Source organism: Pseudodesulfovibrio thermohalotolerans (assembly GCF_021353295.2).
In the GTDB taxonomy this organism is placed as follows: domain Bacteria; phylum Desulfobacterota; class Desulfovibrionia; order Desulfovibrionales; family Desulfovibrionaceae; genus Pseudodesulfovibrio; species Pseudodesulfovibrio thermohalotolerans.
The window spans coordinates 2,824,294-2,838,323 of the sequence record NZ_CP120635.1 but is presented as its reverse complement, the minus strand read 5'-3'; the positions used below and the strand labels follow the sequence as shown (position 1 = coordinate 2,838,323).

At 57.8% G+C, this 14,030-nt stretch carries 9 protein-coding genes and 1 pseudogene; 6 read left to right on the top strand and 4 right to left on the bottom strand.

Going from position 1 to position 14,030, the window contains the following annotated elements:
• Positions 1–77 precede the first annotated feature (77 nt).
• Complete coding sequence (locus LF599_RS13320) at positions 78–1,247, top strand: Fic family protein (RefSeq protein WP_011367014.1); 1,170 nt, start codon at positions 78–80, stop codon at positions 1,245–1,247.
• A gap of 375 nt (positions 1,248–1,622) precedes the next feature.
• Positions 1,623–2,792 carry an ISL3 family transposase gene (locus tag LF599_RS13315; protein WP_279521135.1) on the top strand — a complete coding sequence of 390 codons (1,170 nt, stop codon included), beginning with the start codon at positions 1,623–1,625 and terminating at the stop codon, positions 2,790–2,792.
• On the opposite strand, the pseudogene LF599_RS13310 reads toward LF599_RS13315, so the two are convergent.
• The 4 genes and pseudogenes from LF599_RS13310 to LF599_RS13295 all read right to left on the bottom strand — a co-directional run.
• Positions 2,758–2,883 (bottom strand): annotated as a pseudogene (locus LF599_RS13310) (IS5/IS1182 family transposase); the annotation flags it as partial. The gene LF599_RS13315 and the pseudogene LF599_RS13310 sit on opposite strands and share 35 nt — an antisense overlap.
• Before the next feature lie 342 nt (positions 2,884–3,225).
• On the bottom strand, positions 3,226–5,097 hold the full coding sequence (locus LF599_RS13305; protein WP_279521134.1) for a TRAP transporter large permease: 1,872 nt from the start codon (positions 5,095–5,097) through the stop codon (positions 3,226–3,228).
• A 44-nt stretch (positions 5,098–5,141) separates the two neighbouring features.
• On the bottom strand, positions 5,142–6,161 hold the full coding sequence (locus tag LF599_RS13300; protein WP_269942003.1) for a TRAP transporter substrate-binding protein: 1,020 nt from the start codon (positions 6,159–6,161) through the stop codon (positions 5,142–5,144).
• A gap of 575 nt (positions 6,162–6,736) precedes the next feature.
• Entirely contained in the window at positions 6,737–7,573 is an 837-nt protein-coding gene (locus tag LF599_RS13295) for an amidohydrolase family protein (protein WP_279521133.1), read from the bottom strand.
• Positions 7,574–7,713: 140 nt separating this feature from the next.
• On the opposite strand from LF599_RS13295, the gene LF599_RS13290 reads away from it, so the two are divergent.
• From LF599_RS13290 to hpsH, 4 genes are all read left to right on the top strand, one after another.
• Positions 7,714–8,442 carry a sulfite exporter TauE/SafE family protein gene (locus LF599_RS13290; RefSeq protein WP_279521132.1) on the top strand — a complete coding sequence of 243 codons (729 nt, stop codon included), beginning with the start codon at positions 7,714–7,716 and terminating at the stop codon, positions 8,440–8,442.
• Between the two features lie 36 nt (positions 8,443–8,478).
• Positions 8,479–9,924: a sigma-54 interaction domain-containing protein gene (locus LF599_RS13285; protein WP_279521131.1), complete on the top strand. Its 1,446-nt coding sequence runs from the start codon at positions 8,479–8,481 to the stop codon at positions 9,922–9,924.
• Between the two features lie 403 nt (positions 9,925–10,327).
• Positions 10,328–12,823, top strand: a complete 2,496-nt coding sequence (gene hpsG, locus LF599_RS13280; RefSeq protein WP_279521130.1) for a (2S)-3-sulfopropanediol dehydratase — start codon at positions 10,328–10,330, stop codon at positions 12,821–12,823.
• A 100-nt stretch (positions 12,824–12,923) separates the two neighbouring features.
• A complete protein-coding gene (gene hpsH / locus LF599_RS13275) occupies positions 12,924–13,853 on the top strand; it encodes a (2S)-3-sulfopropanediol dehydratase activating enzyme (RefSeq protein ID WP_269942005.1) in 930 nt (309 codons plus the stop codon).
• Positions 13,854–14,030: the final 177 nt, after the last annotated feature.

Sequence of the window (14,030 nt, the reverse complement as noted above, 5' to 3'; positions counted from 1 at the left end):
TTACCGGCCCTTTATTTTAGGATGTTCGGTTAAAATAAAATAAAGACGAATCTTATTTTAGGTTCGAGGCAGGCAGGATGAAGCGAGAACTCCAAGGCAGATACGTGACCATATCGACGGTGGGTGAGAAGGCCCAGGCCTTCGTGCCCGCGCCGCTGCCGCCACGTCCACCCATCGACTGGACGCCGGAGCTGCGCAGCAAGTTCGACCAGGCGTTGCTCGCGCTCGGGCGGCTGGATAGCGTTTCGACCCCGCTGCCGGACACCTCGCTGTTCCTCTACATGTATGTTCGCAAGGAAGCGGTGCTTTCTTCCATGATTGAGGGAACCCAGTCGTCGCTGTCCGACCTGCTGCTGTTCGAGCTGGATCAGGAACCCGGCGTGCCGCTGGATGACGTGCGGGAGGTCAGCAACTATGTTGCGGCCCTTGACCATGGTCTGCGCCTGCTGGAGGAGGGGCTGCCACTGTCGCTGCGGCTGTTCCGCGAGATTCATGGTGTGCTGCTGACCAAGGGGCGTGGCAGCAATCAGACCCCGGGGGAGTTTCGTCGCAGCCAGAACTGGATCGGCGGCACCCGGCCGGGCAATGCGGCTTTCGTTCCGCCTCCGGCCGAAGAGGTACTGGAGTGCATGAGCAAGCTGGAGCTCTTCCTCCATGACCAGCCGGAGCCGACCCCGGTGCTGCTCAAGGCGGCGCTGGCCCATGTGCAGTTCGAGACGATCCACCCGTTTCTGGACGGTAACGGCCGTCTCGGTCGTCTGCTGATTGCGCTGCTTTTGTGCGAGCAGAAGGTGCTGCGGGAGCCGATGCTCTACCTCAGCCTCTATTTCAAAACACATCGCCAGTACTACTACGAGCTGCTCAACAACGTGCGTATGACAGGTGACTGGGAAGCCTGGCTCGACTTCTTCTCCGAGGCGGTGATCGTCACCGCCACCCAGGCGGTGGAAACGGCGCAGCAACTTCTCGACCTTTCGAACCAGGACCGCGACAAGATCAGCGGTCTCGGCCGGGCGGCTGCATCCACGCTGCAGATTCACCGGGCGCTGATGGAGCATCCCATCGCCACCTCAGGCTCGCTGGTGGAGAAAACCGGCATCACCCCAACGACCGTCAACAAGGCGCTCGGTCATCTGGAGCAGCTCGGCATCGTCAAGGAGTTGACCGCCCAGAAACGCAACCGCCTGTTCAGCTATGCGGGCTATATCGAGATCATGAGTCGCGGCACGGAACTGCCGGGCAGGTAGGTCAATTCGATTCGGTTATGGGAACCGAACCGGCGTCCGAAAACCGGATTCGAAGTTGTTGCGGCTCGACGCCAGGTATCCGTTTTTACTGCAAACCCGTCACCCTCGTCCGGTGCCGGGAAATCAGGGTAGAAAATCGTTTCTCTGGTCTGGTTGGCGGAAAATGGTTGTGTGAGATGACTTCGGCGCATATTATCAAGGCGTTACGAGGAGCGCGGGCTTTGAGACTGTTTTGCGGTAGGTCGGCGTTCCCTCCACCACCATATTTTCTTAAGAAAAAAGGGTTCATCCGGTTCAAGCGTACTTTTGACAAAATGAAAGGACATGGCGTCCAACCGTTGGAAGCATCACCAACCAGCGGAGGGAGTAATCGCCATGTCCACGAGTTTCATCTACCACACGTTCGGCCTGCGAGGCTACGACTACGTTCGGCAGGATTTCATCGCAGGCAACATCATCCTGAAAGTGCAGCCCCAGGATGAGTTGATTCGTTGCCCTTGCTGCCATTCCAGAAACATCATTCGCCACGGCTTTGCCGAAAGATGGGTTCAGACTGTGCCCATCGGTTTCAAGCCCGTCTGGCTGGTCATTCCCGTCCAACGGGTAGGATGTCGCAATTGCGGCGTCATTCGCTTGATCGACATTCAGATCGCCGAGCCCAGGCGCTGGTATACGAAAGCGTTTGAACGATATGCTCTCGCCCTGGCAAAAAAGATGACGATTCAGGATGTTGCCGACCTGCTGGGCGTTGGTTGGGACACCATCAAATCGATCTTCAAGCGTTATCTGTTTCGCCGTTTTTCAAGACCCAGCCTGGGAAAGATCAAGTATATCGCCATCGACGAAATCAGCGTCCGCAAAGGGCAAAAGTACCTCACGCTGGTCATGGACCTCGAAAGTGGCGCTGTCGTCTTTGTTGGCGAAGGACGAAGCCGAGAAACGCTGATCCCGTTTTGGGGACGTCTCAAGAAGACAAAAGCCAAGATTGCGGCTGTGGCGACGGATATGAATGCCGGCTACATCCGCGCTGTCATGGAGAACCTGCCAAATGCGGCGATCGTGTTTGACCGGTTTCATGTGGTCAAGCTGATGAATGAAAAGATCACACAGATACGCCGCCAGATCTTTCGGGAACTCACCTCTCCACTTGAAAGAAAGGCGGTCAAAGGGACTCGGTGGATTCTGCTGAAAAACCCGGAAAATTTGGATGAAAGCCGCGATGAAAAGGAGCGCTTGGATGAAGCGTTGCGGCTGAACAAACCTTTGGCGACAGCCTACTATCTGAAAGAGGATTTGCGACAACTCTGGTCCCAGCCGAACAAGGCGACGGCAGAGAAGGTCATCAACGACTGGATCGCCAGGGCCGAAGCCTCGGAGATACGCCCTTTGCGGGTCATGGCGAGGACGCTTGCCACATATCGTTTCGGCATCCTCGCTTACTACGATCACCCCATCTCATCAGGCCCAATCGAAGGGGCGAACAACAAGATCAAGACGCTAGACAGTGTCGTCACGAGATTGAAGCCCACAAAAAGACGCATCTGATGTGAACTGCGGCGAGAAACGATGCTGTGTTCTTTACCTAGCGAGTTGCAACGCCGCGCCATTGTTTCAGATAAAGGAAAGCATTTTCAAGTCATGCTAACGACCAGGTCTGGTTTAAAATCAGATTCAAGGATTTTCTATTGGAATGCGTCAATCGCATTCACTGCTTGGGATTTCATCTGTGCATGACTTGATGTTTCGAAAAAGTCATGGGCACGTGTGATTCTTAAGAGAGAAGAAAAACTCGATAAAACGACTGGTTAGTCAACAGAGAAAGGTCTGTTGAAGGGGGTTTCCTTGGGGTGACGCTTTCCCCTGTTCCTCGGCTCGGCAGGAAGCCGCTTGCCGAAAGCCTGGACGAACGGTCTTGTTTGCGAAAGAAAGCCCCTGAACATCATCTGCTCAGGGGCTTTTGTTGTTATGGACGGTGGGATCAGTCGCCGATGAACATCAACGAGAGTTCGGGGATGTAGGTCACGGCGAGCAGGACGAGGATCATCAGGCCGAGGATCGGGAGAATCTGCTTGGATACCTCCGCCAGTTTCACCTTGGCGACGCTGGAGGCCACGAACAGGTTGACGCCGACGGGCGGTGTCGCAAAGCCGATGGCGAGGTTGACGACCATGATGATGCCGAAGTGCACCGGATCGACGCCGACCTTGGTGACGATGGGCAGCAGGATCGGGACCAGGATGACGATGGCGGCCAGAGCCTCCATGAAGGTGCCGATGATGAGCAGCAGGACGTTGATGAGCAGCAGGATGAGAATCTTGTTCTCGGTGACGCCCAGGATGAAGGCCGCGATTTTGGCGGGCACCTGCTCGACGGTCATGACGTAGCCGAACACGGTGGCCATGGCCATGAGGATGATGACGATCGCCGAAGTCGAGCAGACTTCCATGAAGGCGCCGACGATGTTGCTCATGTTCAATCCCTTGTACACGAACAGGCCGACAAAGAGACCGTAGAAGGCAGCCACGGCCGCGGCTTCGGTGGGAGTCATCAGGCCGCCGTAAATGCCGCCGAGGACGATGACCGGAACCATCAGAGCGAGTTTCGCATCCCAGAAGGCCTTGGCGATGGACTTGGGGGAACGTTCCTTGGCTTCGCCCATCCAGCCCTTCTTTTTGGAATACCAGTAGCTGAAGGACATCAGGACCAGGCCCGTCAGGAGGCCGGGGATGACGCCCGCGATGAAGAGCTTGCCGATGGAGCTCTGGGAGGCGACGCCGTAGATGACGAACGGGTTGGAGGGCGGGATCATCACGCCGATGGCTCCTGCGGCGGCGACGATGGCGCAGGCGAAGAACTTGTCGTAGCCGCGTTCGATCATGGCCGGAATGGTCAGGGAGCCGATGGCGGCAACGGTTGCGGGGCCGGAGCCGGAGATGGCCGCGAAGAACATGCAGGTCGCGATGGTGGCCAGGGCCATGCCGCCGGGCAGTGAGCCGAGCATTTCGTCGGCCAGCGTCAGCAGCCTGGTGGACAGGCCGCCCGATCCCATGAAGATGCCCGCCGCGATGAAGAACGGGATCGCCATGATGGGGAAGGAATCGATGGAGGTGAAGGAGACCTGCGCGATGTAGTCCACGGGCAGGGTGCCGGATCCGACCAGGGTAACGAGCGAGGCCAGGCCGAGGCTGATGCCGATGGGCACGCCGACCACCAGGAAGATGGCGAAGTAGCCGAAGAGAATGGTGGTGGAGGCCAGGTCGATGCCGAACAGGACCGGGGCGAAGATGGCTGCGGTAATTGCAACGGCGAAGATGCCGGACTTGATGCCCGCCGATTTGATTTCCTTCCAGATGTCCTGCACCAGCCTGAGGCTCATCAGACCGAAGCCGATGGGCAGGATCAAATAGGGGAGATAATATGGAATCTGGAGCGCCGGGGCGATCTGCGGGAAGCGGATCTGGAACCGGACGAGGTCGGTGCCCATGACGAGGACCACAACGCCCAGGACCAAATAACAGAGATCGTTGACGATCCAGAACGTAGGTTGCCATTTGGCGGGCAGCCTGTCGTAGACGAAGTCCACGCGAATATTTTCACGGTTCTTGATGGCGATGGACGCCGCCAGGTAGGATATCCAGATGAATATGAACCGGGCGAGCTCCTCGGTCCAGACGGCGGAGCCGGCACCGTCGGTGAACTGGGTGATGACGTAGCGGTAGAAGGTCTGGAACGTGATTATCAGAATGATGGCCAGAAGCCCGGCGAACAGAAAGGGCTTCTCGATATTTTCGTTGAGCCATCCGAGAAGTCCGCCCTTGCTCGCTTCCACGGTGGCTTGAGATGTCGGCATTACGTTTTCCATGAGATATTCCTTATGTCTGTCGAGGATTCAGCCTACTGCTGGATTTCCTGGACCATGGTGAAAAGTTCGGCGGGAATCTTCGCGGTAAACAGATCCCAGACAGGACGGGTTCTGGCCTTGTATTCGGCCAGCTCCTCGGGAGTGAGCTTGTGGATCTTGATCCCTTCGTCGAGGAACTTCTGTTCCGCCTTCTTTTCGAGCGCGGCCGTGATGGAGCGCTGGTAGATGAGAGCCTCGTCGGCGGCTTCCTTGATGATTTTCTTGGCCTCGACGGGAAGCGCTTTCCAATAGTCCTTGTTCACCATGAGAATATGCATGGAATAGTTGTGGCGGGAGTCGACGGCATAACGGATGACCTCGTCATGCTTGGAGTCGCTCAGGAGCGAGAAGGTGTTGCCCTCGGCGTCGACGGTGCCCTGCTGCATGGCGGTGTATGTTTCGCCCCAGGCGATGGGGGTCGGGCTCATGCCGAGCGCCTTGGCGACTTCGATTTCAACCGGAGAAGCCGTGACGCGGACCTTGAGTTTCTTGAGGGTGTCGACCGAGGAAATAGGCTGGCCGGTGGTCACGAAGTTGCGGTAGCCGTATTCGCTGAACATGATCGGCTTGAGGTTGATTTCTTCGGCGAGCCTGTCGAAGAAGGAGCCCAGGGAACCGTTGTCCAGGGCGTCGTAAATCTTCTGCTGGTACTTGATGTCCGTGATGTAGGGCAGGTCGAAGATCATGAAATAGGGCGAGAAGTTGGCCATGTTCGGCGAGGAGCTGGAAGCCATCTCCAGCGAGCCGCGCTGCACGGACTCCATGGCCACGCGGTCGCTGCCCAACATGCTGCTGCCGTAAACTTCGACAACGATCTTGCCGCCGGATTTTTTGTTAACCAATTCCGCAAATTTCTCGTAGCCGAGCGTGACGTTGTTCCCCGGGGCCATGGGGTGGGCCAGACGGATTTTGATGACGTCGCTGTCGCTGTGTCTGCCCAGCTTACACCCGGTTACGAGGAGCAGGAGACAGGCGAAGATGATTCCCCGTTTGATTGTGTTAGTGTTAAACACTATTCCCCCAATATTATAAGATGCTGAAAGGACTATTAAAAGCCACTGCCTGTCTCTAATTCAGCAAATGATGTGCCACCTTTTTTGGGGCAATCCCGAATGTGAAATTTGTCCTGACCGGGCAGAAACCTTTGAATCGGAATACCACAAAAATACGGACTAAACCTCGGAAGGACGCGGGAATGAGCCAAATCCAAACGTGAAAGAAAGAACAAGGTCGACTTGTAACGGAGCAGAACTACCAACATCCACGGAACGTTGCAAACCTGCATTTCAGGGCTGCGAACTCAAGAATTTGCCATGCTATTATGCTGAAATTAATTGATAAACTAAAAACGATGCAAAACGGCAACGCGATGCAATTATGCATCGTCCAGAGGGGCGAAATTGAGATCGTCCATGAGTTTTTTTCTTGAATTGGGCCCGATTATTCGTATCGAGGGAGATAAAAGGGGCTTGTGGGGATGAATTTCAGTGCGGGGAGCGGTGCAGTAAAAAATGCCTTGGCCGATGACCGGCCAAGGCATTGGGTGAAGCTGTTCGTACAGCCTCGTAAAGACCGTTGTTCCGGCCGATTACAGGCCAAGGAGTCTGGCGGCGTTGCCGTACATGACCTTTTCGCGGACATCGTCCTCAAAGGGCAGGGCGGCGTACTTTTCCAACTGTTCGCGGTAGTCGATGAAGGGGTGGGCGCTGGCGAACATGATCTTGTCGCTGATGAGGTTGTTGGCGGCCTCGACGTAGGCGGAAGCCATGGGCCACAGCTCGTACTCGGAAAATTCAAGATACACGTTCTTGTTGCGCTGGGCCACGATGAGGGATTCGTTGACCCAGGGGTAGCCGCCGTGGCTCATGATGATCTTCAGCTCGGGGAAGTCGCGGGCGACGAAGTCGATGTAGCGCGGGGCTACGTGGTCGATGACCGCGCCGGGAACGAAGCTGGCGGTGCCGGTGGTCATGATGATGGGGATGTCCAGCTCGCAGCACTTGGCATAGACGGGGTAGTATTTGGCGTCGTTGGCGTAGATCTTGGCCAGGTACGGGTCGATCGCCGCGCCGCAGATGGTCTCGTTTTCGGTCACGGCCTGCTGAAGGTCGCGGATGGCGGCCATGCCCTTGTGCGGGTCAATGCCCCAGAATCCCAAGTACTTTTCGGGCGCCTTGGTGCAAAAATCCAGGAGGGAGCCGTTGCCGTTGGCCATGGAGGCGTATGTGGTCTCGCAGTCGCGTCCCGTGATGACGGCCTTGACGACGTTATTCTTGTTCAGCCCTTCGATGATCTTGTCGAACGGCTCGGGCTTCTGCTCGTGGAAGTCGATGGCTTCGCACAGATCCTTGAACATAGCGCTGTTGGCGATGCCGTTGATTACTTCGGGGGTATTGGGCCTGAACCTGAAATCGATAACCTTCATTTCAAAAACTCCTTATGGTTGGGTGCGCCGTTGCGCAGACACCCGATAAGCAAGGTCCATACCATCGCGTGCGATGGCCGAAGACTTCGGCGTTGCCTGTTCAGTCGAAAAATGGCAGGCAATTTGCTTTGTGAGATCCAATGTCTGAAATAGCTTATTTTTGCGCGGCCTGGTTCGTCGCAGGCGCGGTCAACAACCTCGCCGGATTCGGCGCGGCCATGGTGGCGATCCCTCTCGTTACCATCTTTTTGCCCATGGAAACAGCGGTGGTCAGCGCGATGCCGATCATCGTCATGCTCAACATACAGATGGCGTGGGCGTATCGGCGGCATATCCCCTGGCCCGCCATGCCTTACGTGCTGGCGGGCGGCGTCGCCGGGGTTGCGGCCGGGCTCGCCCTCATGCGGGCCATGCCCGACGAGTGGCTTCGGCTGGCCATGGGCGTGTTTCTCGTGATCTACGGTCTGGACTCGCTGTTTCGCCGCCGCGTGATCGCCCGGGGGCGGGCGTATGACCGCTGGGGAGCCGTGGCGGGCTTCTTCTCGACCATGCTCGGCGCGCTGTTCAGCTTCAACGGCCCGCCGCTGGCGGTGTATGTCTCCATGGGCGATTGGGAGCAGAAGACGGCCAAGGGGCTGTTGGGGGTCTGCTTCATCCTTTCCGGCGTCACCATTCTGGGCGGGCAGATAGCGGCGGGACTTGAGACCTGGGAGACCCTGCGTTATTCCGCATTGGGAGCGCCCGCCGTCCTGGCGGGCGGCGGCCTGGGGATTTTGGCGTCACGTTTCGCTTCCCAGGCGGTGTACCGCGGTATTATGCTGGCGGTGATAATGGCTGCCGGGCTGTCGGTGGTCTACTCCAGCATCTGACGGGATCGCCGGATGTTGGATAACAAAGGACATGGAATGAGCAACGAACCGGTGAAGCGTTCGAGACGCATCGCACCCAAGAATAAATATCTTATCTCCAGCTATCTCTGCCAGGTGTTCGACACCATGCGGGACGGGCTCTACATCACGGACAGCAAGGGCGAGACCCTGACCGTCAACGAGATGTACGAGAACCTGACCGGGCTGAAGGCGGAGGATATCGTCGGCAGGTATGTGAAGGACCTGGTTCAGAGCGGGGTCTTCGACCTTGCCCTGAACTCCAAGGTGGTGAAGACGAAAAAGTCGGCCACGGCCGTGCAGATGACCAGCAAGGGACGAAAGGTCGTGCTCATGGCCCATCCCATCTTCGACTATGACGAGGATGTGGAGCTTGTGGTCACCTTTGTCCGCGACATCGCGCTTATTTCCCAGCTCAAGGAGCAGGTGGTCGCCCAGAAGCAGCTCATCGACAAGTACAAGCAGGAAATCAAGCAGCACAACGACAGCCTGTACCAGCCGACGAGTCCCGCCATGGTCGATCTGTACGACCAGATTCAGCGGGTGGCCAGGACCGACGCCAGCATCCTGTTTCTCGGCGAGACGGGCGTGGGCAAGGGCGTCATGGCGCACGAGGTGCACGACCAGAGCAGCCGCAAGGGCCAGCCGTTTCTCAAGGTCGATTGCACGTCCATACCGGAAAATCTCATTGAATCCGAATTGTTCGGCTACGCGCCTGGCGCGTTCTCCGGGGCGGATTCCCGGGGCAAGCCCGGCATGTTCGAGGTGGCCGACAAGGGCACCCTGTTTCTCGACGAAATTGGGGAACTGCCGCTGTCCATGCAGAGCAAGCTGCTTCGCGTGCTTCAGAACAGTGAAATACAGCGCGTTGGCGCGACCAAGGCGCGCAACATCGACGTGCGTATCATCGCCGCCACCAACAGGGACCTGGAGGAAGAGGTCCGGCAGGGCCGTTTTCGTAGCGATCTGTTTTACCGGCTGCACGTCGCGGTCCTGCGGATTCCCCCGTTGCGGGAGCGGGGCGAGGATATCCACGCCATGCTTCACTTTTTCCGGAAGCAGTTCAATGCCAAGTACAAGCGGAACCTGAAGCTGTCCGCCAAGGCCGAAGAGGCCATGCTGAACTATCGCTGGGACGGCAACATCCGCGAAATGGAAAACCTCATGCACAGTCTCGCCGTGACCACGCACGACGAGCGGGTGGAGTTGCGCCATCTCCCGGTCAGGATGCTCAACGGGTCCTCGCTGCAATGCGAGACGGGCCGGATCGGTTTCGATTTCGAGCACGCCGAAGGCAAGGACCTCAAGACGATCATGGCCGAGATCGAGGCCAAGTACCTCCAGCACGCCATCGAGCGGTATGGTTCCACCACCCGGGCCGCCGAAAAGCTCAAGGTCAACAGGACCACCATCTTCCGCAAGCTCAAGAAGGCTGGAATCGATAGCGACGGTATGCCCAGTTAGTGTTTCCAAAAGCCTGAAGATGCCATTTCGAGAGTCGTCCCGTAGTCGGGATGGCTCTTTTTTTATGTGGGATGACGAGTTGTTGTGCAGATTTGCATCGCGATGCAAATCTGCATCGTATTTATATCATGCTGAAACAAAAGGAATTTTTGCTTTGTCTGGTCGTACGATGCAAAAGTGCATCGTGCAGCGATGGAGCAAACCGCATGGGGCTAGGAGGATAAAGAGGGCTTTTTCTAATTAAAGGTTGTATTCCGGATAGTTATGAGATTTTTCGTTGTTTTGGGAAAAATGGCACACCGTTTGCCATTAGGAAGTCATCGCCTGAGGGCGAAGGGTTGCACCAGAGCTTTCCCGTTGCGAAGGCACCCACATAGAACACACATGTTAAGGAGTATGATCAATGTTGAATGTGAACTGCTGCGAGGTCATGACCCCGCAAGAACGGCGCCTGCAGGATCGTATTGAGGGCAAAGAGGACAAGTATCGCAAGACTCACGCCCGTGTCTTCAAGATTCTTGACCGCATTGAAAACCAGAAGCCGCAGATCGACGTCGAGCGTGCCCTGTACTTCACCCAGTCCATGGAGAAGACCGAAGGCGAACCGCTGATTCTCCGCTGGGCCAAGGCCATGGAGCATGTCGCCGCGAATATCACCGTCTACATCGATGACGATCAGTTGCTGGCAGGCCGCGCCGGTTACCAGGGCCGCTACGGCATCCTGTACCCCGAGCTGGACGGCGACTTCCTCGACATGGCCGTCGAAGAGCTGCCCAAGCGCAAGGGCTCCCCGTTCTCCATCACCGAGAAGGACGCCCGCATCGTCGTCGAGCAGATCGCTCCCTACTGGAAGGGCAAGACCTACCACGAAGCCTTGAACATCGCGCTGCCCGAAGAAATTCACAAGTTGACCTACGATGATCCCGATGGCCTGCAGTCCCGCTTCATCGTCAACGAGACCTCTTCCTTCCGTTCCTCCCTGCAGTGGGTGCACGACTACGAGAAGATCCTGAAGCGCGGTTTCGGCGGCATCCGCGACGAGGCCCAGGAGCACCTGGATGCCTTGGATCCGCTGTCCCCCGTTGACAACGCCGAGAAGAAGCCCTTCTACGAAGCCATTGTCCGCGTCTGCAACGCCGTCATCCTGTGGGCCAACCGTCACGCCGATCTGGCCGAGAAGATGGCTGCCGAAGAGTCCGACCCGACCCGCAAGGCCGAGCTGGAGACCATGGCCGCCAACTGCCGCCGCGTGCCCGAATTCCCGGCCCGCAACTTCCACGAGGCAGTTCAGTCCCAGTGGATCACCCAGATGTTCTCCCGCATCGAGCAGAAGACCGGCACCATCATCTCCAACGGCCGCATGGACCAGTACTTCTACCCCTACTACCAGCAGGACGTCGAAGCCGGCATCCTGAGCGACGAAAAGGCCATTGAGCTGATCGAGTGCATGTACGTCGGCATGGCCCAGTTCATCGACCTCTACATCTCCCCCCAAGGCGGCGCTTTCAACGAAGGTTACGCCCACTGGGAAGCCGTCACCGTCGGCGGCCAGACCAGGGAAGGCGTCGACGCCACCAACGAGCTGTCGTACCTGTTCCTGCGGTCCAAGCGCGAGTTCCCGCATCACTACCCGGACCTCGCCGCCCGTATTCATGCCCGGTCCCCCGAGCGTTTCCTCGCCGAAATCGCCGAGACCATCAAGGAAGGCTCCGGTTTCCCGAAGCTCATCAACGATGAAGAGGTCATCCCGCTGCACCTGTCCAAGGGCGCCAAGTTCGAGGAGATCTTTGACTACGCCGTGTCCGGCTGCGCCGAGATCCGTATGCCGAACCGCGACACCTACACCTCGGGCAACGCCTACATCAACTTCGCTGCCGCTCTGGAAATGACCATGTACAATGGCCGGATGCAGAAGCACGGCGATGAGCTGCTGACCTTCGAAAGCGGCGATCCGACCTCCTTCAAGACCTGGGATGAGTTCTTCGACGCCTACAAGGCGCAGCAGGTCTACTTCCTGAAGACCGCCTTCACCCAGCAGTACCATGTCATCAACAACCGCAAAAACCACTTCGCGACTCCGTTCGGTTCCGCCATGCACGACCTGTGCATGAAGCACGCCGTGGACCTTCACCAGCCGCACGTGCCGGAAGGCATCGACCTCGGCTATTTCGAGTTCATGGGCATCGGTACCGTTGTCGACTCCCTGTCCGCCATCAAGAAGCTGGTCTTCGAGGACAAGAAGCTGACCATGGAAGAAGTGCTGGAGGCCTGCCGCAACAACTTCGAGGGCAAGGAAGACGTCCGCGCCATGCTGCAGAACGTACCTTGCTTCGGCAACAACGACCCCTACGCCGATTCCATCGCCAGGGAGCTGGACCACATCTGCGTGGACTTCGCCAACAAGTACCAGCAGGAGCTGGGCGTGCATCTGGACGTCCGCTACGTGCCGTTCACTTCCCACGTTCCCTTCGGCAGAGTCGTTTCCGCGACCCCGAATGGACGTCAGGCCTGGACTCCGCTGTCCGACGGCTCCTCCGCCTCCCACGGTGCGGACAAGAACGGCCCGACCGCTGTCATGTTGTCCAACTACACCACCAAGAACTTCAACTACCGTGAGCGCGCCGCGCGCCTGGTGAACATCAAGTTCACTCCGAAGTGCGTCGAGGGCCCCGAGGGCACCAAGAAGCTCGTGGACTTCATCCGCACCTTCTGCGACCTGCGCCTGTGGCACATCCAGTTCAACGTAATCAACGCCGAGACCCTGAAGGCCGCACAGCGGGAACCGGAGAAGTATCGTAACCTGATCGTCCGTATCGCCGGTTACTCCGCATACTTCTGCGACCTGTCCAAGGACCTGCAGGACGACCTGATTCGCCGGACCGCTCACGAGACCCTCTAGCGAGCATAACAAGGCCTCCTACCTTGATAAAAACGAAGAGGGCGGCCCATTGGGCCGCCCTCGTCACCTTTCCAGCCGCCAAAGCCAAAAAGGATAAAAAATGAGCTCCCTTCTCGACAAGAAAGTTGCGGGTACCGTTTTCTCCATCCAGAAGTATTCGGTTCACGATGGTCCCGGTATCCGCACCATCGTCTTCCTCAAGGGGTGTCCCCTCCGCTGCAAATGGTGCAGCAATCCCGAATCACAGATGCCGCAACCCGAGCTCGCCTACAACCGGAACAAGTGTCTGGGCCTCGAAAAGTGCGTTCGTTGCAGCGAGGTCTGCGGTGCGTGCGCCATCACGGAAGGCGAGGACGGCAAGATCGACATCGAACGCGACATCTGCACCGGCTGCCTGCACTGCACCGAGGCCTGCCCGGCGGGCGCACTTATTACCTACGGCGAAGAGACGACCGTGGACACGGCCCTCAAGCGCGTGGAAGAGGACGAGATGTTCTATGCGCGTTCCGGCGGCGGGCTGACCTTGTCCGGCGGTGAGCCGTTCCAGCAGCACGAATTCGCCACCGCCTTGCTGCGCGAGGCGCGCAACCGCCATCTCAATACCGCTGTCGAGTCCTGCGGCGCGGCGCGTTACGAGAATTTCAAGGAAGCGCTCCAGTACGTCAATACGCTGATGTTCGACGTCAAGTCGATGAACTCCGAAAAGCACAAGGAGTTCACCTCCCAGCCCAATGAGCGCATCTTGCGGAATCTCCGGCAGATCCGCGAGGACTATCCGACCCTGAATATCCGCGTGCGGACCCCGGTCATTCCCGGCTTCAACGACACCGAGGAAGACATCGCCGCGGTCATAGCGTTTCTCAAGACCCTTCCCGGGGACAAGGTCGAGTACGAAATTCTCGAATATCACCGGATGGGCCAGCCCAAATACGAAAATACGGGCCGCGAGTATCCGTTGCCCACCGATCTCGTTCTTGATCCCGCGGTCTTTGCCCGGCTCAAGAAGCTGGTCGACGAATACAACAACTAGCGAACCAGACCTCCTCCCGAGGTACAGGAAGCGCCCGGTCCCCTTAACCGGGCGTTTCCGCGTTTTTCACGGGACCGGCAAAGGTGGCGCCGTTCCCGGCGAACGCGAAAGGCTTGGAAGGATATCCTTCCAAGCCTTTTCTTGTGGGGTCGGGTTGAGGTGGTGGCCCGATCCCGG

Bases quoted from the DNA above. Each gene is read 5' to 3' on its own strand.
- LF599_RS13320 (WP_011367014.1), top strand. From the start codon at position 78: ATGAAGCGAGAACTCCAAGGCAGATACGTGACCATATCGACGGTGGGT.
- LF599_RS13315 (WP_279521135.1), top strand. From the start codon at position 1,623: ATGTCCACGAGTTTCATCTACCACACGTTCGGCCTGCGAGGCTACGAC.
- LF599_RS13305 (WP_279521134.1), bottom strand. From the start codon at position 5,097: ATGCCGACATCTCAAGCCACCGTGGAAGCGAGCAAGGGCGGACTTCTC.
- LF599_RS13295 (WP_279521133.1), bottom strand. From the start codon at position 7,573: ATGAAGGTTATCGATTTCAGGTTCAGGCCCAATACCCCCGAAGTAATC.
- LF599_RS13290 (WP_279521132.1), top strand. From the start codon at position 7,714: ATGTCTGAAATAGCTTATTTTTGCGCGGCCTGGTTCGTCGCAGGCGCG.
- LF599_RS13285 (WP_279521131.1), top strand. From the start codon at position 8,479: ATGAGCAACGAACCGGTGAAGCGTTCGAGACGCATCGCACCCAAGAAT.
- hpsG (WP_279521130.1), top strand. From the start codon at position 10,328: ATGTTGAATGTGAACTGCTGCGAGGTCATGACCCCGCAAGAACGGCGC.
- hpsH (WP_269942005.1), top strand. From the start codon at position 12,924: ATGAGCTCCCTTCTCGACAAGAAAGTTGCGGGTACCGTTTTCTCCATC.